Here is a 23,617-nt window from a genome sequence, read left to right on the forward strand (position 1 = left end):
TTTGAACTTTCTTAGTTTAAAGAAGTAAATTGGTTTAAATTTTATTCTCTATACAAAGTTAATAGATTAAGTTAACTTCAAACTAGTCACTTTTAAAAAATATGATTGCGGAAACAAAAGCATTAACATTAAGTAGTGTAAGATTTCAAGAATCTTCATTGATTGTTCATATTTACACCAAAGAGTTTGGGAGAAGAGATTATATTATCAAAGGTGCTTTCAGTAAGAAAAAAAATAAAGCGTCATTTTATCAACCCTTAAATTTATTAGAAATTCAAGTTTATGAACAACCCAATAAAAACTTACAAATGATCAAGGAGGTTAGCGTGAGTCACCCTTTACTGTCTTTTCGTATTCAACCTCAAAAAAGTATGATTCTCACTTTCTTGACAGAGTTTTTAGAGAAAGTATTAAAAGAGGATGAAGTAGGTAATCCTGAGTTGTTTATATTTTTAGAAGAAAGTTTAATAACACTCGATCAAATGAAGGAAAAGTGGAATTGCTTCACTTTACAATTTATGTTGAGGATAAGCCATTTTTTAGGAATAGGAATTCATGATGGAAAAATGTTATTGGATGAAACAGAGGTTTCTGCTCATCATGATGAAGTAACCATTCAAGCTATAAATCAATTAATTCAAACTGATTATCAAAATGCACCTTCTTTCAACCTTCAACTTAGAAGGTATCTTATGGACAGAATCATTGCGTTTTATGCTTTGCAAATTCACTCTTTTGGTGAAATGAAAACTTTAGAAGTATTAAGGAATATTGGCAAATCAATTAAAAGGCATTAACTAAAAATGATCACTGAAATGTAACTGTAATACGTAAAAGTGGATAGAACTTAAATAAAAAACTATGAATAAATCCACTGCTACAACGTTGATTGCTATGTTTGTAATAACGTTACTTTCATTGTCTATTCAAGCTTCAGAATTAGATAAAGGAAAAAGAGAAGTTTCTTTATCAAGTGCTCCTACTATGGAGGAAGTACCTTACCTTATTCAAAATTTAGAAAAAGAAAGTCAAGTACATTTTATGCTGACTTTTGAAGATGAAAATAAAACAATTTACGTTGCAGATAAAACAGTGATTATTGCTGAGCAACAAATTGACGGAGTTGAAGTGAAAGTATTATGCGCTTCACGAAAACCAAATAAAGAGTACAAAAAAGTGGTTGGTGCTTTAAAAGATAATCCAGCATTATCCACACCAATGTCAACATTGAAATAAGCAATAAGGCCCTTGTTCTACTGTCAGAACAAGGGCCTTTTTATATCCTTTAAGATTTAAACAACTTTGACTAAAATCTTTTTTACAGTGATAATAGGTTGTCCATTGCTATCATTTTGATTACTCATTGCAATATCAATTGAATAATAACCTTTATCTTGTAAATTTTGATTAAGTAGATTTTTTAAATTTAAAAGTGCTGATTTTTTATTATCAACAGGGAAATATAATCCGACTAAATTAATATTCTTTGTGGATTCATTTTCATCCGCTGCATTAATCACTTTTTGATTGCACCTTATGTCTAAAACCTTGAGATAATTTTCACTATTTACTTTAATATATAAATTATCAAATTCTCCTTTGGCTCCAATGATTACTTGGGATATATCTTGATTTACTCCCTGAATGAAAGGATAACTAGATGTATTCGTATAAGCTAAATCATCTAAAGAAACTTCTTTTGGAGGTTTAAAATTAGCGATATTCAAATTGATGAAAATAGCATTGTAAGCTAAAATCCCAATTGTACCTATCGTTATAAGTAATATGATTGACTTCATGGTATTCGAGAAATAAGTAGAGACCTTTATTTGTATGTTTATTCAGAATGAATTTTAGTGTAGATAAAAATTTACCATCCTGTTCTACTTAATAAGACGAATTTTTAGACCATTGTGTCAAACTCTAAACGTGGTTTTAATTTAATTTCACTTAATGAATGTTATAAGCGTTGTATTTTGATTATTTTTCACTTTTTGATGTAAATAATAAGCCTACAAAAGTTAGAAGACCATTAATCAATAGTAATTCATAACCGAATTTATATCCATTCAATAATTCAGTAGAATAATATTGAATTAAATAGCTGATTATAGGTGATATAATACAAATATAAGGAGCGTATTTAGGTGTTCTTTTTGATGAAAAAACTATCCCAAAAATGAATAAACCTAATAAAGGACCGTAAGTATAAGTTGCTAATTTTAAGATCGTATCTAATGCATTGGTATTATTTAGTGCATTAAATATAACTACTAAAATAAAGAGTAAAAGTGCTATTCCCATATGCACTTGTTGTCTTTTTTTGATGTTGATATTTTCTTGTTTTAAGCCTAAAATATCAATACATACGGAGGTTGTAAGTGATGTAATAGCAGAATCTGCACTAGAAAATGCAGCAGCAGTTACTCCCAATAAAAAGATGATAGCACCAAATAATCCTAGCTTTTGTTGAGCAATTAAAGGAAAAAGTTGATCTGATTTTGCAGGTAATTCAAGTCCAATGAAATTGGCATATTGATATAGAAAAACACCTAATACTAGAAATAAAGTAATTGTTCCAAGCAGAATTAAACTAAATAGAACCATATTTTTCTGAGCATTTTTTAAGGTCTTAATCGTTAGATTTTTTTGCATCATATCTTGATCTAGACCTGTCATTACAATAACTATAAATGCCCCTGAAATAAATTGTTTCCAGAAATTATTAGGAGCATCTATATTCCAAACAAAAACATCCGTATAATTTGTATTTTCAACTGCATTATCAAAAATCTCTGCGATCGATAAATCCATTTGTGAGGAAATAAGATGTAGAGTAAGAAAACCTGCTCCCAACATAAATGTTGTCTGAAGAGTATCTGTCCATACAACTGTTTTTATTCCTCCTTTTAAGGTATATAAAGCAATTATCAATAATAAAATAAAAGCATTAACTGAGAAGGGAATTCCAAAAGGAGTATAAATAAAGGTCTGCAAAACAGTAGCCATAATAAACAACTTACCAGCTGCTTGAAAACCTCTTGAAAGTATAAAAAAGGAGGCTCCAGTTTTGTAAGCACTATTTCCTAGTTTTTTTTCCAAATACCCATATATCGAAATAAGATTATATTTATAATATAAAGGCATTAAGATATAAGCTACTCCAATGTATCCTAAAATGTAACCAATACTCATTTGTAAATAACTAAATGAAGCATTTTTTACCATCCCTGGCAATGAAATAAAGGTAATCCCGGATAAGGTTGTTCCAATCATTCCATACATTACGGCATACCATGGAGAATTTTTATTACCATTGAAAAATGAAAGTGGGGTAGTGTTCTTATTGGTGAAATAAGTAATCACTGATAATAATACGATATAAAAAAGTAAGACGCCTAAACTTTGAATTGCTGAGATACTCATGTCTATAAATTAAAAAGTAGACCACGAAGATAAGCAAGGCATTTTTAGACACAAAAAAGCCTTTAAAATACTGATGATTCTAAAGGCTTTTTCAAATGATTTCTTTAAAATTCTAATATGCTCTAGTTGCTTGAGCATCAAAAGAAGTTAAAGTATAATAAGGTAAAACAATTGTTTCTCCTTTATAGAATTCAGGAAGTTCAATTGTTCTACTTTCTTTTCCTCCTTTTAAGTTGGTTAACACAACTTCAATTGTTTTTTGCCCCTTCTTTAATGGGATTCTTGAATACGAAATATGTTTTGGGAGTGATTGCCATGAACGTGTATCTGCAGATTCTGTAGCTGAACCTAAAATACTTAAAGCAGCACCCCAACCTTCATTTTCTTGAGAAACCTTAGCAGCAATACTTTGTTTGATGGCTACTCTTAATAATGTTTTACTAAATTCAAGTAACATTCTTTCTTCTAATACTTTAAAAGAAATAGCATTAATATCTTCAGCAAAAGACATGTTATATTTTTGCCCTGTACTATCCATTAACACAGCATCAGTATAGAAGCTTTTTCTTTCAACATATTTTGGGAAAACAGCTCTAATCCAAGTCACAGAAAGTTCATCTTTTCCAGCATAATAAGGAAAGCTTAATCCATACTCTTTATTTACGAACGTAACCCATCCATTACTACCTTTTACAATAGCAAAGTTGACACCCCATTCCGCTTTTACCGGAGACATACCATTATTCCATAATAGGACTAGGTTAGCATAATCGTCTTCTTTCGGTACTTCTATCCCAAATTCATCTGCATATTTTTTAGCATCATCCCAAAGCCCTGTTTCTTGAGCAGTTCTCACTAAATCATATTGTAATTGTTTGGGAGCTTTCATTTTAAACAAACGGCTATAGTCATTATTATAAATATCTAAAGCATTTCGATAGGCAATAAAAGCGTTATTAGGGTCATTAAACGCTTCATAAATAATCCCCATCATAACATGGATGAAAGCGTCTTTTTTATATTTTTTATCAGATTTATATTTATCACTTAATCTGTTTAATGCGAGATTCATACGCTTACACTCTACTAGTGCATCGTCATATTTTTTAAGTTCTAAATAGTTTAAAGCTTTAAAGTAATTGACCATTAATTTTTCATGGTCTTCACCTTCATATGTAGATAAGTTGGGATTCAATAAAAGTGCACCTCCAGTTTCAACAGCACTTTTTTTATGATCTTCAATGAAATTGTCAGCTTTTTGGAACATCTGATTACTGTAATCAAATTTTTCTTGTAATGAAGCAACCATTCCTGAGTTGACTAAATACAGAAATTCTAATCTACCAGTAGCCATTTTTTTACTAGACTCCATCATTACAGCAGCCTGATCATAGTTTCCATCTGCTAGGGCTTTGTTAAACTCATACGTCTTTTCATAAAAGGTGGGCGCACAAGCATACACAACAAAAACGAGTAATGTACAGAGATAAATTCGATAATTCATACTAATCGAGAGTTGTAGATAAACAGTATGTTGGTTGGTTTACTTATTTCTTAAAAATAAAATAACCTCCCTAGAAGTAACCCTAGGGAGGTGAATATCGTTCACATCAAATTAGTTTTTGATGTATTTCTTGATTTCTTTATCACCGATCCAAACTTTCTCAGTACTTTCCAAGTCAGCTAATTCTAAGTTGATTTTGTAATTGACAACTTTTTCTTTTTTCAATTCATCAACAGTAGAATTGATAGTACCAAACATGATGAAGTCAGCACCTAACTCTTGAGCAATTCTCTTTTGAGTTTCCTCAGAAGCATTTGCTTGTTGAGATTGTTGTTCAGCACGAATTTGCTCACGGAACTGATCGTTTTCAACAACTCTTACTTTTCCAGAATTAACAAATTCTCTTTCGATATCTTTAATGAAGTTATCAGCTTCAATATGTTCGTGACTTTTATTGATTACACCACCAACAATAACAACTGGTCTTTTATTATTTGCATTTTCAAAGTTAGCAAGCCAAGGACGACTCATAACATCTGAAATCATATCTTTTGATACTTGCTTAGAATCTGAGTCATTCCATCTTCCACTTAAATCAATTGTTGTGTTAGGATCAACACGTGTAACTGATCTTGAACATGCACCAGCAAATAATAATGAAAGGATTGCGACAGCGATTGTAAGATTCTTAGTAAATTTCATTTTTAGTATATATTGTAATTAATGTAATTGTTTTGTTATTGTAGGACAAACTTACCTCGAGGTTTGTCAAGCTTTTTAAGCACTATTTTAGATTCTGATATGCTAACAATTTTGAAGCGCGATGAAGCTGTATCGCTAGAACCATCTCCTTTACCATGTGTAAGCAGTAATTCTTTTTTTGAACCCATAATCCATTTTCCAGCTAAATATTCATTGGTATTATTTTTAAAACCAAATTTTTTGTCGATTGAAAAATGAAGTGTGTTTCCTTCATCTAATGCATAAGTTTCTTGTTCAGACAATTTTTCTCTTCTTACTTCAGTAATTGTCCAATCCTTACTTATTAGAATTGATTTTCTTTTTTCAAGGTCTTGCGCTTTTGTTTCGGGAGACAAAATCAACATTAACCCTAAAGCAAGCGAAAATAGACCAATAGTCTTTTTTATAGTTTTCATAATAGTTTCGATAGTAATTAATTAAGTTCTTAGGAAAACGTTAGCAGTACGGTAATAGTTTCGCACTAAACATTATTTAACGTTGTAATACTAATGTGAAGATATTCAAGATTCTATTATTCTCCTAAATTATTCATGATAGTTGATTTAATTTCACTATATAAAGAGAAAACATCATCAATGTCATTATCCATATTCGTAGTATCTTCCGTTTTTAATTTTTGTTCTGAATGCTTTGCTTTTTCTGATAATTTAACCATTCCTAGTGTTGCGGCAGTACCTTTAAAAGTATGCATAATCGAACGAATACCTTCAATATCACCTGCTGTTTTCGCTTCCACTAACTCATGAATTAATTCATCTCCTTCATTAAAAAAGTCTTCAAAAGAAAGCTGTATCAATTCTACACCACCATACTTTGCTAATTCAGCAGTAACTGCATAGTCAATGATGATATGACCATGTTTATCTTTAACTTGATCTGTTCTTGGTTCATCAGAATCAACAGTGATCGTTTCCTCTGTGATTATTTCTTCATCAACAATTTCAACAGGTTCTACTTCCTCAATATTTTTTATCTCTTCCGGTTTTTTAGAAGATTTACTCATTAATTCTTCTACCTTATTCAGTAAATCAAAAGCTTTAATAGGTTTTGGTAGGAACCCATCCATACCGGCTTTGATAAATTCATTTTGCTCTTCTACCAACGTAAATGCAGTCATAGCAATAATAGGTGTATGAAGCTCAGGAAACTCTGTATGAATACGTTGTGTAGTTTCCATACCATTCATCTTTGGCATTTGTATATCCATAAAGATAATATCATACTCCTGACCATTTTCCAACAATTCAATAGCTCTGAAACCACTATTTGCAGATGTTGTTTTACAACCTGCTTTTTTCAAAATACTTTCAGCAACCATTACATTGACACTGTTGTCATCCACAACGAGTACATTTGGTTGTAAATTTCGGATAATAGTGGAAGAGAGATCGTCTTTTTCAATAGATGTATTGGTAGGAGGCAAGTGGTTTACTTCTTTAATTTCAATTGTAAACCAGAAAGTACTTCCCTTTTCTAATTCTGATTCTACACCAATATCTCCATCCATCATATTACACAACTCTTGAGAAATTGATAGACCAAGACCTGTACCACCTTTGGTTCGATTATAAGAATCTTCTACTTGACTAAATTGTTTGAAAAGTTGCTCTTGTCCATTTTTTGAAATTCCACAACCTGTATCTATAACATCAAACATCAAGGTATAAATTCCATTAAATTTCTGGACTCCATTGACGTTAATCGTCACTTTTCCATTTTCAGTAAACTTAATTGCATTTGAAGTCAGGTTAGAAAGAATTTGAAGCAAACGAGTTTCATCAGCTAAAATTACTTTTGGAACACTTTCACTAATTGAAGCTGATAATTCTGTATTCTTATTTTTTGCATTCTGATTAAATAAGGCAATTAATTTGGAAATAGTGACACGAATATCAATCGGTAATGGACGTAATTCCATTTTACCAGCCTCGATTTTCGATAGATCCAAAATGTCATTCAGAATATTTAATAAGATTTCTGAAGACCTCTTAATCGTAGAGACATATTTTTTCTGCTCTTGACTTAATTTGGTAGTCGTCAATAAATCAACCATTCCAATCACACCGTTCATTGGAGTTCGGATTTCGTGTGACATATTGGATAAGAATTGACGCTTAACCTCTAATGATTTTTCTGCTAAATCTTTTGCTTCGCGCAACTCATGTTCAGATTGTTTGATAGGTGTAATATCACGAGCCAAACCTTCCACTCCTACAGGTTGTTTTTTCTTATCATAGATTAATCTAAAATTGGAAAGGATATAACGAACTTCTCCATTTTTATTACGAACGATACTTTCATGGTTCTTCACAGCTCCTTTTACAGCAAGGACTTTCATTAACCTTGATAAATCAGATTCAGAGACGTAGTATTCTGTAACATGCTTGTCAATGATGTCTGTCTGCTCAACACCAAGCATTTCCTTTACAGATGGAGAAATTAAGGTGAAAATACCGTTCAAATCTGTTCTGAAATAAACATCCTGAAGTGTTTCGAAAATATTACGGAAGAGTTCTTCACTATCCGCAATATGAAGTTCCATTTTCTTACGCTGTGTAATATCTTGCGTTACACCAGCTATTTCTTGAATAATTTCACCATCTCCACTTTGCATTCTTACAGGATTTAGTGAAATAGCATGCCATTGTTCACTACCTGTTATGGTTTTAAATTTATATTCAAATTGAATGGACTCTCCTTCAAAAACTCTTCTTAATATTTCATCCCAATGTTCTTCAAATTTTGGTGTAAACGGAATGACATTGTTTAATAACATACCTGGCATCAATTCTACATTCGAATAGAGTTTGATGTATTCCGCAAATTGTTGATTAAACCTTGTAATAACACCCATTTTATTAAATGTCCAAATGGCTTGAGAGCCACTTTCAAAAATAGCTTCAAGTTGTGCTCTTTGTGCTCTTACTTTTAGTTGACTTTGATCTCTTATAATTGCTGCAGCCAAAATTCCTGTAGCAAGGTCAAAAAGATTTAAATCCGGCTTACTGAATGCTTTTCGATCTGTAAATGATTGAACCACGATCATTCCCATTTTTTGGTTATTGGAAATTAACGGTAATCCCATCCAAATCTCAGGCGTATTGATGAGTTTTATATCGTATTGTTTGGCTAGATTTTCTATGACTTCTCTGTACATAAACATTGGTCTGTTAAGTACTGTAGCCATTTTTAAAGCAAATTCACTAGCAGGAATTACTTCACCTTTCGTTAAATCTTTTGTATTTGTACTATGAAAAGGAATGTACATGTTATTGGAATTTAGCTTCAGACGTAGCAATAGAAAACTATCCATGTCTACGACTAATTTCATGGCCAAATAAACCTTTTCGTACAGCTCTTGAATTTTAAGGTTCTCTTGTAATAGCTTTGCAAATGTAATACTGACTTCTTGCTCTAATTCCTTTCTTTTTTTGTCAGTAATATCAAATAAATGAAGACGATAACAATTTTTAGAATCAGGTTTATAAGAAATATGGCAATCTGTGATTCTTTTTTGAGATTCACTTTCAATAGTTAATTCCATCTTATGTTCATCATAAGCTTCTTCTGCCATCTTTAACCCAACTAATAAACGTGTTCGATTTGATTTCGGAACAAGATCAATAAACGTTTTTCTTTTAAGTTGAATATCTGTAAGTTTCACAAGATTTTTGAAAGGTTCACTAGCAAAACTTATAACACCCTTACGATTGAAAACAACGACCATTTCTCGTGATGAACTAAATAATTCTTTCATTAGAATGTTGTCGTTCACCAGTTCTTGGACATGAATTGTTTCCTTCGTAATGTTCTGTAAAGTCAAATATACATGTTCTGTAGTGCCAAATGATACAGGGATACCGCCAGTTTTGATTTGATGCTCTAAACCATTTCTATTTTTTAATTTACCTGCCAAACATTGTAGAAGACCATTTAAAGAGAATGTATCCTCATAATGAAATATTTCAACAAAATCAGCGTAATGCTTACCCAACACTTCTTCTGGATAAAATTCAGTTAGGTTTAACATTGCTTCATTCCAGAATACGATGTTTCCTTCCTCATTTAAGCCAAAAGTAGGTACTTCACTTGCCTGATAAGCCTCTTCAAAAATTTTAAAGCGATCTTCTTTATGGGTTGTCATATTGGGTGTTTGTTCCGAATTATTCATCTGTTATGGTATCTCAGGTGCTTGTTCGTCTTCCGTTTTTTCTTTAGAGAGGTGAATAGTTTGCGTAGGGAATGCAAATTCAATTTCCATACTTTCTGCTATTCGTAATATTTTGATCATCATGTATTCTCTAGCTTGCAGCTCTTCGCTCCAATCTTTACATTCAAAGAAAATATACAACAATATTTCCAAAGCACTAGCACCAAAGTTGTTTAATCTTACTTCATAGAAGTCTTTTCTGGTTGTAGGATGGTCTTCTACTGCTTTTTTTACAGCTTTAACAAATAATTCAATCTTTTCTATCGGCGTTCCATATGGAATGGTAAGGTAAGTTTTAAACCTTCTGTATTGTCTTTTCCCTAGATTGTCAATGTCACTGTCAGACATAGAACCATTAGGAATATTGACTACGGAATTCGCAAAAGTTCTAATTCTTGTTGTTCTGAATCCAATTTCCTCTACAATTCCTTCCTGTCCTTTTACAACAATCCAGTCACCAACTTCAAAGGGTTTATCAGTAAAGAGCATAACAGATCCTATAAAATTTTTGACAGTGTCTTGAGCAGCAAAAGCTAATGCAACACCTCCAAAAGAGATACCAGTAACCAAATGTGTGATATTATATCCATATAAATACAGAGTGATTAATACCCCTAAACAAAGAGCAATTATTCTAAAAATAACTCGAAGAATAGGAAGTAAATTTGAATCCAAAGTTTTACTTCTATTCGAAAAAGAGCCAATCCTAATAACTAATAAGTCTGCGATATGGAAAAGTAAAATGGAGAAATAAAAACATCCGATTGCTTTAACACAGAGTATTAATATATAAGAAACAGTACTTGGAAGTAATAGAAAAGGAGTGATATAATTCCATAACATCATCAACAAAGTAACAGCAATCGGTCTCCTTAATTTGGGCAAAACAATCTTCGCAAATTGCTCTTGTTTTAGTCTGATGAAAATCCTTTGTAAAATCTGTTTTGTAAACCAAATACTTAAGATATAAAACAAATAACTCATCAATACAATGCCAAAGATTGTAATCCACTGCCATAATTTTATACCAAAATATCTACTTGTATTTTGTTGTAAAGTAGAAGTGTAAACGACCAATTCTCTGGTAAAAGAAGGATAAGTTTCTTCAAATAATCGGTGAATTTGATTGGTTGAATAAACAGAATATTTCCATTGTCCATTATTTAACCTTTCCAGATATATATTTGGTAAGGATGGACTGATACTATATCGATTCGTTTTTGTTTTAGGATCAATATAATTTTTCTCTAATGGGTAATCATAAGAATTAATATAAATGCCTTTCTGAGCAAATACGAGTTTTAATTCTACAGCTAATTTTTCACGTTCTTTTAAATCAAAATTCTCAAAAGGAAAAACTTGAGCTGATACATTTTCATGATAGTTTCCATCTTCTAAATTATCCAAATGGGTATGAATAGTATGATAAGGAGAACTAAGTGAATATTCTACTCCCGATAATTCTTTGAAATTATAAAAGACATGATCATTAGGATAACTTGAAACTACATCTTTGGATGAAGTATCTTGTGCAATAGAAATCTGACTTGTAATTAGAAATAAGAGTAAAAAAATAAATTGCTTGAGCATCAAAAGGAAAAAGTTTGTGTTACTCTTTTTAGATTAAAAAGATAATTAGTGAATTATAAAGTAAAAATAAACATTCTCAAGACATAAGAAAAGTGCTAACGATTGAATCCTTAGCACTTTTATTCTAATCTACATTTTCTCCGTCTATATCTTCATTTTTTTCATCATCTTCATGTAAAACCTCTCCCTCTTTGTCATTTTTCTTTTTGGGATTATAAAAGGATGGAGGCTCTTTTTCGTGATCATTGAAATATACAGTTTGAGAAGGGAAGGCAAAACTAACATTAGTAGCATCGGCAATTTCCATAATGGTGAACATCAACTCTTCTCGACTTTCTAATTCAATATTATAATCATCCGTTTGGAAAAATACATTTAATAAAATATCAATCGAACTGGCAGAAAATTGATAAAGCCTCACTTGATAACCTTCTTTTTTGGTTGTTGGATGATCCTCTATCGCTTGTCGAATTCCTTTGATAAATTTTCTTACATTTTCTCTTGGCGTCCCATATTCAATACCAAGCATTGTATTGAAACGGCGGGAAACTCTTTTTCCTAAATTATCTACATCATTATCCGCAGCTAAATTATTGGGTAAACTAACTAATGAATCATTAAACGTTCTGATTTTAGTTGTTCTAAACCCTATTTCTTCTACTACACCAGATTTTCCTTTGACAACAATATTATCGCCCACAGAAAATGGTTTATCTAATAATAACATAATAGAACCAATGAAATTCTTCACGGTATCTTGTGCCGCAAAAGCGATAATTAAACCACCAAATGAGATGCCAGTGACAATATTATTAATATTATAGCCTAGTAATTTTAAGAAAACTAAGAAGCCAATCATTAAAGCGACAATTCGTAATGAAGACTTTAGTACAGGTGTTAAATGAGCATCAATATTAAATCTTCTTTTTGTACTATTAATATTCGGTGTCATGACCTTTAATACAATCAAATCAGAAGTTCTAAAGATAAAAATCACTATGCACAACCCTACGACTACTTTACAGATAACATTTAGACCAAAAGCTATATCACTATTCAATAATAACAGTGGAATTAATCCCCAAAACATTAATGTCAAAATGCCAATTGTCACTGGGCGTTTCAATTTTGAAATTAAAATGCTAATAAAGTATTGATTACCCTCTTTTGTGAAAAATGTTTTGATGATGAAGGTAAGCACCCATATTATGATATAATAGACAAAGTATAGTCCCGCAAAAATAGCTGCTGTTAATAACCATTGCCATATTTTTAAACCAAGTATATGTCTATTCCCCCATTCAATTTTGGACAAATATTTAATGACATTCCTCGAGTAACTCGGGAAAGTAGCTTTGAAAATTTTATGAATCTTCCGAGCAGAATAGTTAGAATACCTCCAATAGCCATTGACTTTAATTAAATAAATGTCTGGAAGCTTTTTACTGACAATAAATCTTTTTCTACCTGTGTTTTTTTCTATGTAATCTTTTTCAAGTGGAACGTCCAATTGATTGATATATATCCCTCTCCCGATAAAAACTAGTTCTAATTCTTCTGCTAAGTCAATTCTTTTTTCTAGTTTACCGACACTGGTTGAAAAAACTTTTGCTGAGATTTCAGGATGGAAATTTTGCTCTTCTAAAAAATCTAAATGCGTATGCAGAGCATGATAAGGAGTGCTCAATGAATATTCTACAGAGTCTACTTTATAAAATTTGTAGAATTCATGATCATTGGGATAACTTTCTAAAATAACTTCTTTTTCTTCCTCTTTTTCCTCAGGTTTTGTATCCTGCGCTTCAATTCTATTAGTGAAGAAAATGAGATTTAAAGTGAGTAGAGTTAATAAAAATTTATTCATTTTTCAGAAACAGTAGTATATTCACTTGTTAGAAAAATTGACTTTTGAATCAATGCTAACAAGTTTGATTTTAATAATTAGTTGACTTGAGGGTTACAAAATGAAATACGAAGCAATCATATTTGATCTGGGTGGTGTCATTCTTAACTTAAGATACGAAAATACATTAGAAAAATTCGCAGAAATTTTAAATAAACCTGTTGAACCTTTTTATACGAAGAAACAGCAAACTTCATTATTTGATGATTATGAAAAAGGATTCATCACTTCTCAAGAATTTAGATTTGGAATAAGAGATTTATTAAATGAGCCTATTTCTGACGAACAAATTGATGAAGCTTGGAATGCTATGCTTTTAGATTTACCAGTTGAAAGAGTGCAAATGTTGAAAGAGTTGAAAAGTAAATACAGAATATTTTTACTTTCTAACACCAATGAAATTCATATCAATGCTTTTAATAAAATCGTTGACCAAACATTAGGAGAAGAGTTTGGAGATTTTAAACAATTATTTGAGAAAGCTTACTACTCTTTTGAAATGGGAGATCGTAAACCTCACCCAAGTATTTTTGAAACTGTCATTGAGAAAAATAATTTAGATAAAGCAACGACACTTTTTATTGACGATTCAATTCAACATGTAGAAGGAGCAAAACAAGCAGGCTTACATGCACATCATTTAGAAGACTTAAATGTTATTGGATTTTTAAAGTCTGAAGGTATTTATTAATAATTAATGTTAAAAAATATAAAACTAGACCAATAATTGGAGAAATAATGACGGTAAAGAATTCTTTTGTCCTTTTGGAAAAGATTTTACCCTAATTTCGGCAATTGGAAAACATAACGAAATGAACGAGTTTAAGCGAATCAACAATTTAGTAGGTTGGACACTTTTCTTGGTGTCACTTGCTGTCTACACTATTACAATGGAAGAAACTGCCAGTTTTTGGGACTGTGGTGAATTCATTGCTGTGTCTTATAAGTTAATGGTACCTCACCCTCCGGGAGCACCATTCTTTTTACTTATCAACAGATTATTTTCATTTTTAGCATTTGGTGATGTACTCAAAGTAGCTTGGTGGATCAACTTCCAATCTGCGTTTATGAGTGCACTGACTATTCTATTCTTGTATTGGACGATTGTCATGTTAGGCATGAAAATCATTAAGCCTAAAAAAGAAGGATATGGTCTAAAAGATAAATTATTATTATTTGGCTCATCAGCTGTTGGAGCATTAGCCTACACATTTTCAGATACTTTCTGGTTTTCTGCAGTTGAGGCTGAAGTTTATGCAATGTCATCAGCAATTACTGCATTAGTATTCTGGGCAATTCTTAAGTGGGAATATATCGAAGATAATGCGGCATCTAATAGATGGTTAATCATGATTGCCTATATCATTGGTCTATCAATTGGTGTCCATCTAGAAAACTTACTTTGTTTACCCGCCTTGGCAATGATTTATTACTTTAAGAAATACCCTAATACGATTTCTTTAAAAGGAACAATCATCGCAATGGGTATTGGTGGAGCTATCATCTTAGCTGTAATCATTATTGTTATTCCGGGATTACCATCTATTGCTTTTGTATTCGATAAGATCTTTGTCAATACATTAGGAATGTCATTTGGTACAGGTGGTTTATTTTTCTCATTCTCATTAATTGGAGCTTTAGTATACGGTATTTTCTTTACACAAAAGAAATCAATGGTAACACTAAATAATGTGCTATTAGGATTTGCATTTATCTTAGTAGGTTATATGAGTTACACATTAGTACTTGTTCGTTCAAATCAATATACGCCAATCAATGAAAATGCGCCTGATGATTTATTAGGATATGTATCTTATCTAAAGCGTGAACAATATGGTGACCGTCCTCTTTTATACGGGCCAACATATGATTCAAAGCATGTTGATACTGTAGAAGATGGTGATAAATACCGTGAAGCAAGCCGTAACGGTAAAGATTATTACGAAGTATATGATCACAAAACGAAAGCGGTTTATGCATCAAAGGATAAGATGTTATTCCCTCGTTTATATTCTAGAACAGGACATCACCCTCAGTTATATAGAGAGTGGGCAGGGATAGAACCTGGTAAAAAACCTACTTTTGGAAATAACCTCTTTTATTTCTTTAGATACCAAATTGGACACATGTATGCACGTTATTTCATGTGGAACTTTGCAGGTAGAGAAAGTGATGAAAAAGACGCAGGATACCTTACGCCATTTGATAGTTCAAGCGATATTCCTGAATTATTAGCCAAAAATAAAGCAAGAACAAACTTCTATTTCTTGCCTCTAATTTTAGGTCTATTAGGTGTATTTTTCCATTATAAAAGGGATCAAAAGAGTTTCTGGGTTGTACTTATTATGTTCTTAACACTAGGTGTAGCACTTGTTGTTTACTTGAATTCACCGCCAGTAGAACCAAGAGAGCGTGATTATATTTATGCCGCATCCTTCTATGCTTTTGCAATTTGGATTGGCATGGGTGCTTTAGCATTAGCAGAGTTCTTATCTGAAAAGATGGGGATGAATGGTGTTATTGCAGGTATTTTAATTAGTATGATTGTTCCTGGTTTAATGGCAGCTGATGGCTGGGAAGGACACAACCGTTCAGATAGATATCACTCGGTAGATCAAGCAAGAAATACATTAGCAAGTTGTGCTCCTAATGCAATTTTATTTACAGGTGGTGACAACGACACATTCCCATTATGGTATGTACAAAATGTAGAAGGTTTCAGAACCGATGTTAGAGTAGCCGTTTTAAGTTACTTCAGTACTGGTTGGTATTTGGATCAAATGAAACAAAAGCAATACGAATCTGAGCCATTACCATTGTCAATAAGTAGCCACAACTATAGAGAAGGTAAAAACGATTACATTCCATTAGTAGAGGAAGAAAGAGGACAAAATGGTGTTAACTTAAAAGCTTATTTAGCAGCAGTTGAAGCCAATAATCCTAGAACTCAAGTTGGTTTACAAGGTGGTCAAACTACAGCTAAACTTTTATCTAGAATCTTCATCCTAGATGTTGATAGTGCTAAAGTTGTGAACAGTGGTATCATTCCAAAAGGTATGGAAGATAGAGTAAGACCTAAAATGGCTTGGAGGTTGAAAAATGACAAGACTTATATTTTCAAAAATGAGCTTGCATTATTAGACCTTATCGCTACAAATAACTGGGAACGTCCAATTTACTTCAACAATACTTCTGCAAATACAATCAATATGGATTTAAGAAGTTACTTGTTCTTAGAAGGAATGACGTACAGATTACTTCCAATTCCTGCAGATACTTACGGTGACGTAGGTGAAGTAAACACTGAGGTAATGTTGAAAAACATTGAAAAGTTTGCCTTCAGAGGAATGCAAGACGAAAGTGTTTATTATGATGATGAATACAGAAAATTTGGAGCAAATACACGTAACAATGTTTACAGACTTTCTGAGAAATTATATATCGATGGTTTAATTGATAGTGATGATGAGAAGATTAAGTTATCGAAAGAGAAGCTTGATTGGATCTTATCAATGGTTCCAGATAAAACAATACCTTATAGTTTCTATTCTCCGAAATACATGGAATTGTATTATAGATTAGGAGCGACAAAAGAAGCAAATGAAATTTTTGAGACTTTATTAAGAAGAAGTCAAGAAAATGTCAATTACTATGCTGAGACTGGAAAAGGTACAGAAAGTATTGCTCGTAGAAGTTTAATTGTTTTACAACAAATGGCTCAAATTTTTGAAGCAAACTTAAAGATGGTCGATGCAAGAATTGCAGAAAGAAGTACTTCTTCAGTAGATCCATTAACGGGTAAGGTCATCAATGAAGTACCAGAGTATTCTAATTTGATTACAACGGATATTTTCTATAAGAACCTTACAACTGAGCAGTTAAAAGAATTACAGAAAATATTCCAAGAAGATGCGAATAAGGCTAGAGAAGCATTTGGTTCTTCTTATGAAAATATGATGGGAGGTAGATAATTATTATCATCCTTTAATCTTAAAATCCATATTTACTTCGGTAGATATGGATTTTTATTTTTCTAGTAATCAGTGCTTTTGCATTTTTTATTGAAAATAATTCTCTTTTTTGTCACAAATGGATAATGGTCATTGTTTTAGTGGTTAGATTGATTGAATTAATTATTTAGACCTCAATATCATTCTTATGTATTTAATTATAGCATTTTTTATATTTCATTGGTACAGTTCACTGTTCTTCCAAACTTTCTTCTTACACCGTTATGCAGCGCATGCGATGTTTACGATGTCTAAAAGAACAGAGAAAGTATTCTTTATCCTTACTTATATTTTCCAAGGTTCCAATTACCTAAGTGCTTATGGTTATGGTATCATGCACCGTATGCACCATGCTTTTGCAGACACTGAGGAAGATCCACATTCACCGAAGTATTCACCTTCGTTATTCGCAATGATGTGGCAAACAAAAAACATTTACACAGATATTTGTAAAGGTAAGGTAGAAGTAGATCCTAAGTTTACAAAGAATGTTCCTGAGTGGCATTCATTTGATAAATTTGCAAGTAACTGGATAAGTAGAATATTCTGGGGAGTACTTTATGTAGCTTTTTATGCGTACTGCTACACAACTTATGACTTATCTCCATTGATCTTCTTATTATTACCAATCCATTTCTTGATGTCTCCAGTTCATGGTGCAATCATCAACTGGTTTGCTCACATTTATGGATACAGAAACTTTGAAGTAAAAGATACTTCAATGAATTTCTTACCATTTGATTTCTTAATGATGGGAGAGTCATACCATAATAATCACCATGCTCATGGTTCAAGAGCTAACTTTGGTGGTATTAGATGGCATGAAATTGATCCTACTTACATTATCATTAAAGTATTAGATGCTGTAGGTGTAATTCATTTAAAACGTAAGAAATCAACTGATAAAGGAAGCGTTTCAGAACCTAAAAAAGAAAGAATAGCAGCTACAGCGGCTGTTTAATCATATATTCTTGAATTGAAAAAGAGGTTGGCAATATTGGATTGTCAACCTCTTTTTTTATTTATACTGTTTAGCTTTATCTACGAAAGCTTCGATTATTTTTGTAGTGTCATTATTCTGTAATGCTTCTGGATGCCATTGTAACCCTATTAAAAAAGGATATTCAGTATCTTCAATTCCTTCTATTGTATTGTCGTAGGCTATAGCACTTATTATTAACCCTTTTCCAATGCTATCAATAGATTGATGATGAAAGGAATTAACCGTAATATTCTTTTGCTGTAACATTGAATACAACTCACTTTCCTCTTCTATTTTTAATTGATGAATAGGGTAACTCGCTTTTACATTTTGCCAATGTGTCATTGAAGAGTTATTATTATCTATATCCTGAAATAAAGTACCTCCTCTAAAAATATTAATCAATTGCATCCCTCGACAAATCCCTAATATTGGCATTTTCCTATTGTATGCTTCAGAAAGGTAAGCTAATTCAGATTGATCTCTTTTTATATTAATTCTTCCACATTTAGGGGACCTATCTTGTTGATAAAGTAAAGGATCAATATCATCACCTCCGGACAATAATAAGCCATCCACCATATCTAGATAAGGTGATATTAAATCTTTATTATCTAAATGCGGTAATAAAACAGGAATAGCACCAGCATCTTTAATAATTTGAAGATATCTACTATCTATGCCATGTTTCTCTCTACCTGGATCTATATCTTTATCATCTGTATTGATAATATCAATGGATACTCCGATATATATATTGTCGCTTTTCATAATAATAGGGAAGTGATTTTATAGTAGTAGTATTTATTGAAGAATAAAAGACACAAGATTGAGGTTAATAACCATAAACAAAAAATCCTCAAGATTTTGATAACCTTGAGGATTTTAATTAGTAGAAGAAAACGATTTAATGTTCTCTAATCTGAATAATTTTAACCGGGCAAGCATCAGCAGCTTTCTGATTTTCTTCCAGTTCAATTGGACTTACTTTTAAAGAATAAAAACCTTTACGGTTTACACCACCAACTAAAGTAGCTTTACCATCCTTTTTTGACATCACCCAACGGTCTGGTGCAAATTCTACACAGTAGTTGCATCCAATACATTTATCCCTTTGATGTGTGATTGTAATTTTTGCCATATTCAGATTAAGCCTCTATTGTTTCAGCGTCTACTAGTTTATATAATTTATCAGATGGACGAATCTGCGTATCTAACTTGATACTGAATGTATCTCCTTTAACAGCTTGATCCTGCTTACCACCGTCATTCACGTGCAATTCTTCAACTACAGTTTCTACAACACCAGTTGTAGGACCCGTAATTAATAATTTATCACCTACTTTTACTTTTAAAGTTTCTAAGCTGAATTCTGCTACACCAATTTTCTTGAAATAACGACGTCCAGTACCTAAATAAACTTTACGAGTTTTCGCTTTAGAACCATGTTGATCAGTCCATTTACCCATTTCTTGACCAAGGTAGTATCCACCCCAGAATCCACGGTTGTAAACTTCAGTCATACGCTCTTTCCATTGTTCTCCTTTTTCTTTAGAATAAGTACCCTCGAAATAAGAGTCAATTGCTTCGCGATAACATTGAACAACAGTCTTAACATATTCAGGTCCTTTACCACGACCTTCAATTTTTAATACTTTTACACCTGTATCTAATAATTGATCTAAGAAGTCAATTGTACATAAATCTTCTGGTGACATGATATACTCATTGTCAATTTCTAATTCATGTCCATCTTCAATATCAATTACTTTATATTTTCTACGGCAATTTTGAACACAAGCACCTCTGTTAGCTGAAGAGTTTTGTGTGTGTAATGATAAGTAACACTTACCAGAAACCGCCATACATAAAGCACCGTGAGCAAAAACTTCTACTTCTACAAGTTCACCGTTTGGTCCAGTGATATTTTCTTTTTTGATTGTATCACAGATATTTTTCATTTGAACCATTGAAAGTTCTCTTGAAAGTACCATAACGTCAGCAAATGTAGAATAGAATCTTACTGTTTCTGCATTAGTAATATTTACCTGAGTAGAAATATGCACTTCTACACCAATTCTAAAAGCATAAGCAATTACGGCTTGATCAGAAGCAATAATTGCAGTGATACCTGATTCTTTTACTCTATCAACAACACGGCGCATTACTGATAGGTCATGTTCATAGATAATAGTATTTAAAGTCAAGTAACTTCTTACACCATTTTCATTACAGATTCTTGCAACTTCTTCTAAATCATCAAGTGTAAAGTTCATTGAAGCACGTGCTCTCATGTTCAATTGCTCAACACCGAAGTAAATAGAATCTGCTCCGCCTTGGATTGCAGCCATCATAGAATCAAAACCACCCGCAGGTGCCATTAATTCTACAGGTCTCTTTGTCGCTGGCTTTTTATATTTGTGATCCACTTTATTTCTTATTTAAAATTTGGTTTGCAAAAATACGGTGAATTTTAACGGCAATCAATTTTTTAATTAACTTAGATTGCCTATTATCACTACATTAACAACGTTTTACGGATAAAACAGTTCTTTTGTATAATTTTATTCACAAATGGAAGATCTTTTAACGCTGAAAATTAAAAATATGGTATGCGAAAGATGCATACTTATGGTCTGGCAAACATTCATTGATGTTGATGCTGTGGTGGATAGAGTCGAACTCGGTGTAGTCTATTTGTCATTACCGTTATCACATGAACAAAAAATAAAAATCGATGCTGAATTTAAAAAATTAGGGTTTGAGTTTTTAACTGATCAACAGGTGGTTATTGTTGAAAAAGTGAAAAATATCATTCATGATAAATTCGAAAATTTAGAGAGTGAACAATGGAATCAAAAATTTTCTACAGAATTAGAAAATCAAATAGAAAAAGACTATTCGACAATCAGTCAATTGTTTTCTTCTACAGAAGGAATTACAATTGAAAAGTACCTATCTATACAAAAAATTGAAAAGGTAAAAGAACTGCTTATTTACGATGAGTTAGGATTAAAAGAAATAGCAGATTTACTAGGGTATAGTAGTACTCAATATTTGTCAAGTAAATTCAAGCAAATTACAGGAATGACACCTGCTAACTTTAAGAAACAAAGCCCATTACATTTAAGAAAGAGTTTAAATCAATAACGTACATCAAAAGTGTAAACACTTGTTAAATATTCAGAACTTGTGTATATTCATTAATCTTATGAAAATTAACTTAGTAATCTACTGAAAATCATTGCTATCAGAATTCTTTAACACTACTAATGACAAAGAAAGATCAATTTTATAATAATCTACTACGAATACAGCGCTCTTTAACCCAAGAAAAAGTACACATTAAAGATTGCATGGAATCGTTACTCTTTTTTTCGCAAGAATATTTAGAGTCAACATATTGCGTGATTTGTAAAATAGATGAGCTTGGAGATGTACATCATTGTGTATCAAGGTATATTAATGGAAAAAAGGTTTCTGTTCCTTCTTTAGAAAGTACGATTACGAAAACTTGTCAAAGAAAAAAAAAAACTACAGAATATAGTGGAAATCATCAAATTATATGTATACCATTAAGAAGTACTAATCTTGTAGAAATATTAGGAATACTCACTTTTGTACTTCCCAAAAATAAAGAAATAGATCATTTTGCATTACAACAAATTGGTTTAGTTGGAGAAAGTTTATTTACTTCTTTTAAAACTAGATTTAATACAAAAATTGAAGCTACTACTTATGATACTTCAACCATTTCATTTAAATCTTTTTTCACAGATTCTTTAAACCTCTGTTGTATAACTGATTCAGATTCAGGTGAGTTTTTATTTATGAATTCTTCATGGGAAAGAACATTAGGTTATTCTATTGAAGAATTAAGAGCCTATAATTTTACCAATTGGTTACATCCTGATGATGTAAATGAAACAATAAAAGTTTTTCAGGATGTATGTGATGGAAAAATAATACGATCTTTCATTAATAGATATAGAACTAAGTGGGGTGAATTCAAATATTTAGAATGGGATGCTACCTTAAATGATGAAAATGGTTATATCTATGCAATTGCAAGAGATATAACAAACCAGCATGAAAATCATGAAAAACTCTTTTTCCAATCTACTATTTTAAGAGCAGTTCAAGATAGTATTCTCGTGATTGACTTGTCAGGTAAAATATCATACATAAATGATGCAGTAATTAATCTAACAGGCTATCCCAAGAACTACCTTTTAGGAAGACCTTTAGATGTAATTTTAAAAGGCTTTGATCGAAGTAAGACCATTACGGTAGATGCAGATGATTTCCTTAAAGATGATAACAATATAGAACTTCAAATCGAGAAAAGAGATGGAGAATATATCTGGGTAGAAGTTAGAACAAGTATTCTTTCTGATGTTTATGGAGACACAATTGGATTTTTAGGAATAATAAAAGAAATAACGCATCGTAAAGAATATGAAGAAACCCTTATGAAGCGTAATGAGGCCTTAAGTAAAGCCAATAAAGAATTAGATAATTTTGTTTATAGAGTTTCTCATGATTTACGAGCGCCTATTACATCTGCTTTAGGACTAATTGAATTAAGTATGGATGCTTCTCCTCAAGAAGTGAATGAATATTTAAAACTTCAACAAAAATCTTTGATGAAATTAGATAACTTTATTCATGAAATCTTGAATTATTCAAGAAACAATAGAATGGAGTTAAAGCCTAATAAGGTGAATATTGAAGAATTAGTAGAAACGACAGCTAATCAATACAAATTCATAGATAATTATAATCAAGTTAAAATAATCACTGATTTTAAGTTAAAAAATGGTCTATTCTGTGATGAATCTAGATTGACTGTCATATTAAATAACATAATCTCTAATGCTTATAAATTCTCTTCTTTAGTACCTAATCCTCAAATTAATATTAATGTAGAAGTTGATGAAACAGATTTAATATTGAATATAAAAGATAATGGTATTGGTATAAAACAGGATCATATCACAAAAATATTTGATATGTTCTATAGAGCTACAGATGTAAATAATGGATCTGGTTTAGGACTTTATATTGTAAAAGAAGCGGTTAAAAAATTAGGTGGGGAAATAGCAGTTGAATCGGAATTAAATATGGGAACAAGTTTTAAAATTACTATCCCTAATCTTTGGTGCATTTTTCCTAAAGAGTTAAAAGAAAAAGCTACAAGCTGATCTAAAATAAACCAACCTGTAGCGTA

General features: G+C 31.6%; 18 protein-coding genes. 7 read left to right on the forward strand and 11 right to left on the reverse strand.

The window, feature by feature from the left end; all coding sequences use genetic code 11:
- Positions 1-101: 101 nt before the first annotated feature.
- Together recO and ACXAHM_RS20985 are read left to right on the forward strand one after the other, a co-directional pair.
- Entirely contained in the window at positions 102-797 is a 696-nt protein-coding gene (recO, locus tag ACXAHM_RS20980) for a DNA repair protein RecO (RefSeq protein ID WP_474964348.1), read from the forward strand.
- Between the two features lie 64 nt (positions 798-861).
- Entirely contained in the window at positions 862-1,236 is a 375-nt protein-coding gene (locus ACXAHM_RS20985; RefSeq protein ID WP_474964352.1) for a hypothetical protein, read from the forward strand.
- 56 nt (positions 1,237-1,292) lie between these two features.
- On the opposite strand, the gene ACXAHM_RS20990 is transcribed toward ACXAHM_RS20985, so the two are convergent.
- The 8 genes from ACXAHM_RS20990 to ACXAHM_RS21025 all read right to left on the reverse strand — a co-directional run bounded on the left by ACXAHM_RS20990 (position 1,293) and on the right by ACXAHM_RS21025 (position 13,356).
- Complete coding sequence (locus tag ACXAHM_RS20990) at positions 1,293-1,799, reverse strand: hypothetical protein (RefSeq protein ID WP_474964355.1); 507 nt, start codon at positions 1,797-1,799, stop codon at positions 1,293-1,295.
- A gap of 181 nt (positions 1,800-1,980) precedes the next feature.
- Positions 1,981-3,426, reverse strand: a complete 1,446-nt coding sequence (locus tag ACXAHM_RS20995) for a sodium:solute symporter (RefSeq protein ID WP_474964359.1) — start codon at positions 3,424-3,426, stop codon at positions 1,981-1,983.
- Positions 3,427-3,538: 112 nt separating this feature from the next.
- The gene (locus ACXAHM_RS21000) at positions 3,539-4,930 is read right to left on the reverse strand and encodes a COG3014 family protein (protein WP_474964362.1); all 1,392 of its coding nucleotides are present in this window, start codon (positions 4,928-4,930) and stop codon (positions 3,539-3,541) included.
- 111 nt (positions 4,931-5,041) lie between these two features.
- On the reverse strand, positions 5,042-5,632 hold the full coding sequence (locus tag ACXAHM_RS21005) for a penicillin-binding protein activator LpoB (RefSeq protein ID WP_474964365.1): 591 nt from the start codon (positions 5,630-5,632) through the stop codon (positions 5,042-5,044).
- A 35-nt stretch (positions 5,633-5,667) separates the two neighbouring features.
- Positions 5,668-6,087, reverse strand: a complete 420-nt coding sequence (locus ACXAHM_RS21010; RefSeq protein ID WP_474964367.1) for a hypothetical protein — start codon at positions 6,085-6,087, stop codon at positions 5,668-5,670.
- Between the two features lie 116 nt (positions 6,088-6,203).
- Entirely contained in the window at positions 6,204-9,863 is a 3,660-nt protein-coding gene (locus ACXAHM_RS21015; protein WP_474964370.1) for a PAS domain S-box protein, read from the reverse strand.
- A 3-nt stretch (positions 9,864-9,866) separates the two neighbouring features.
- Complete coding sequence (locus ACXAHM_RS21020) at positions 9,867-11,492, reverse strand: mechanosensitive ion channel family protein (protein WP_474964372.1); 1,626 nt, start codon at positions 11,490-11,492, stop codon at positions 9,867-9,869.
- Positions 11,493-11,616: 124 nt separating this feature from the next.
- Entirely contained in the window at positions 11,617-13,356 is a 1,740-nt protein-coding gene (locus ACXAHM_RS21025; RefSeq protein ID WP_474964375.1) for a mechanosensitive ion channel family protein, read from the reverse strand.
- A gap of 100 nt (positions 13,357-13,456) precedes the next feature.
- On the opposite strand from ACXAHM_RS21025, the gene ACXAHM_RS21030 reads away from it, so the two are divergent.
- The 3 genes from ACXAHM_RS21030 to ACXAHM_RS21040 all read left to right on the forward strand — a co-directional run bounded on the left by ACXAHM_RS21030 (position 13,457) and on the right by ACXAHM_RS21040 (position 18,366).
- Positions 13,457-14,086 carry an HAD family hydrolase gene (locus ACXAHM_RS21030; RefSeq protein WP_474964377.1) on the forward strand — a complete coding sequence of 210 codons (630 nt, stop codon included), beginning with the start codon at positions 13,457-13,459 and terminating at the stop codon, positions 14,084-14,086.
- A 121-nt stretch (positions 14,087-14,207) separates the two neighbouring features.
- Positions 14,208-17,366: a glycosyltransferase family 117 protein gene (locus ACXAHM_RS21035; RefSeq protein WP_474964379.1), complete on the forward strand. Its 3,159-nt coding sequence runs from the start codon at positions 14,208-14,210 to the stop codon at positions 17,364-17,366.
- A 187-nt stretch (positions 17,367-17,553) separates the two neighbouring features.
- Positions 17,554-18,366 carry an acyl-CoA desaturase gene (locus ACXAHM_RS21040; RefSeq protein ID WP_474964381.1) on the forward strand — a complete coding sequence of 271 codons (813 nt, stop codon included), beginning with the start codon at positions 17,554-17,556 and terminating at the stop codon, positions 18,364-18,366.
- 57 nt (positions 18,367-18,423) lie between these two features.
- Here the strand turns inward: ACXAHM_RS21040 and ACXAHM_RS21045 are convergent, their stop codons facing one another.
- From ACXAHM_RS21045 to ACXAHM_RS21055, 3 genes are all read right to left on the reverse strand, one after another.
- Positions 18,424-19,158: a gamma-glutamyl-gamma-aminobutyrate hydrolase family protein gene (locus ACXAHM_RS21045; protein WP_474964383.1), complete on the reverse strand. Its 735-nt coding sequence runs from the start codon at positions 19,156-19,158 to the stop codon at positions 18,424-18,426.
- 136 nt (positions 19,159-19,294) lie between these two features.
- Positions 19,295-19,528: a ferredoxin gene (locus ACXAHM_RS21050; RefSeq protein ID WP_474964385.1), complete on the reverse strand. Its 234-nt coding sequence runs from the start codon at positions 19,526-19,528 to the stop codon at positions 19,295-19,297.
- Between the two features lie 7 nt (positions 19,529-19,535).
- Positions 19,536-20,816: a peptidase U32 family protein gene (locus ACXAHM_RS21055; RefSeq protein WP_474964388.1), complete on the reverse strand. Its 1,281-nt coding sequence runs from the start codon at positions 20,814-20,816 to the stop codon at positions 19,536-19,538.
- Positions 20,817-20,961: 145 nt separating this feature from the next.
- Here ACXAHM_RS21055 and ACXAHM_RS21060 point away from each other — a divergent pair, with 145 nt between their 5' ends.
- Together ACXAHM_RS21060 and ACXAHM_RS21065 are read left to right on the forward strand one after the other, a co-directional pair.
- Positions 20,962-21,537 (forward strand): helix-turn-helix domain-containing protein, encoded by a 576-nt coding sequence (locus ACXAHM_RS21060; RefSeq protein WP_474964391.1) that lies wholly within the window; start codon positions 20,962-20,964, stop codon positions 21,535-21,537.
- A 257-nt stretch (positions 21,538-21,794) separates the two neighbouring features.
- On the forward strand, positions 21,795-23,591 hold the full coding sequence (locus ACXAHM_RS21065; RefSeq protein WP_474964394.1) for a PAS domain-containing sensor histidine kinase: 1,797 nt from the start codon (positions 21,795-21,797) through the stop codon (positions 23,589-23,591).
- Positions 23,592-23,617: the final 26 nt, after the last annotated feature.

This window comes from Flammeovirga sp. AWQ4_249 (assembly GCF_056161045.1).

Excerpts from the sequence above, each read along its gene's own strand:
- recO (WP_474964348.1), top strand. The coding sequence starts at position 102 with ATGATTGCGGAAACAAAAGCATTAACATTAAGTAGTGTAAGATTTCAA.
- ACXAHM_RS20985 (WP_474964352.1), top strand. The coding sequence starts at position 862 with ATGAATAAATCCACTGCTACAACGTTGATTGCTATGTTTGTAATAACG.
- ACXAHM_RS20990 (WP_474964355.1), bottom strand. The coding sequence starts at position 1,799 with ATGAAGTCAATCATATTACTTATAACGATAGGTACAATTGGGATTTTA.
- ACXAHM_RS20995 (WP_474964359.1), bottom strand. The coding sequence starts at position 3,426 with ATGAGTATCTCAGCAATTCAAAGTTTAGGCGTCTTACTTTTTTATATC.
- ACXAHM_RS21000 (WP_474964362.1), bottom strand. The coding sequence starts at position 4,930 with ATGAATTATCGAATTTATCTCTGTACATTACTCGTTTTTGTTGTGTAT.
- ACXAHM_RS21005 (WP_474964365.1), bottom strand. The coding sequence starts at position 5,632 with ATGAAATTTACTAAGAATCTTACAATCGCTGTCGCAATCCTTTCATTA.
- ACXAHM_RS21010 (WP_474964367.1), bottom strand. The coding sequence starts at position 6,087 with ATGAAAACTATAAAAAAGACTATTGGTCTATTTTCGCTTGCTTTAGGG.
- ACXAHM_RS21015 (WP_474964370.1), bottom strand. The coding sequence starts at position 9,863 with ATGAATAATTCGGAACAAACACCCAATATGACAACCCATAAAGAAGAT.
- ACXAHM_RS21020 (WP_474964372.1), bottom strand. The coding sequence starts at position 11,492 with ATGCTCAAGCAATTTATTTTTTTACTCTTATTTCTAATTACAAGTCAG.
- ACXAHM_RS21025 (WP_474964375.1), bottom strand. The coding sequence starts at position 13,356 with ATGAATAAATTTTTATTAACTCTACTCACTTTAAATCTCATTTTCTTC.
- ACXAHM_RS21030 (WP_474964377.1), top strand. The coding sequence starts at position 13,457 with ATGAAATACGAAGCAATCATATTTGATCTGGGTGGTGTCATTCTTAAC.
- ACXAHM_RS21035 (WP_474964379.1), top strand. The coding sequence starts at position 14,208 with ATGAACGAGTTTAAGCGAATCAACAATTTAGTAGGTTGGACACTTTTC.
- ACXAHM_RS21040 (WP_474964381.1), top strand. The coding sequence starts at position 17,554 with ATGTATTTAATTATAGCATTTTTTATATTTCATTGGTACAGTTCACTG.
- ACXAHM_RS21045 (WP_474964383.1), bottom strand. The coding sequence starts at position 19,158 with ATGAAAAGCGACAATATATATATCGGAGTATCCATTGATATTATCAAT.
- ACXAHM_RS21050 (WP_474964385.1), bottom strand. The coding sequence starts at position 19,528 with ATGGCAAAAATTACAATCACACATCAAAGGGATAAATGTATTGGATGC.
- ACXAHM_RS21060 (WP_474964391.1), top strand. The coding sequence starts at position 20,962 with ATGGAAGATCTTTTAACGCTGAAAATTAAAAATATGGTATGCGAAAGA.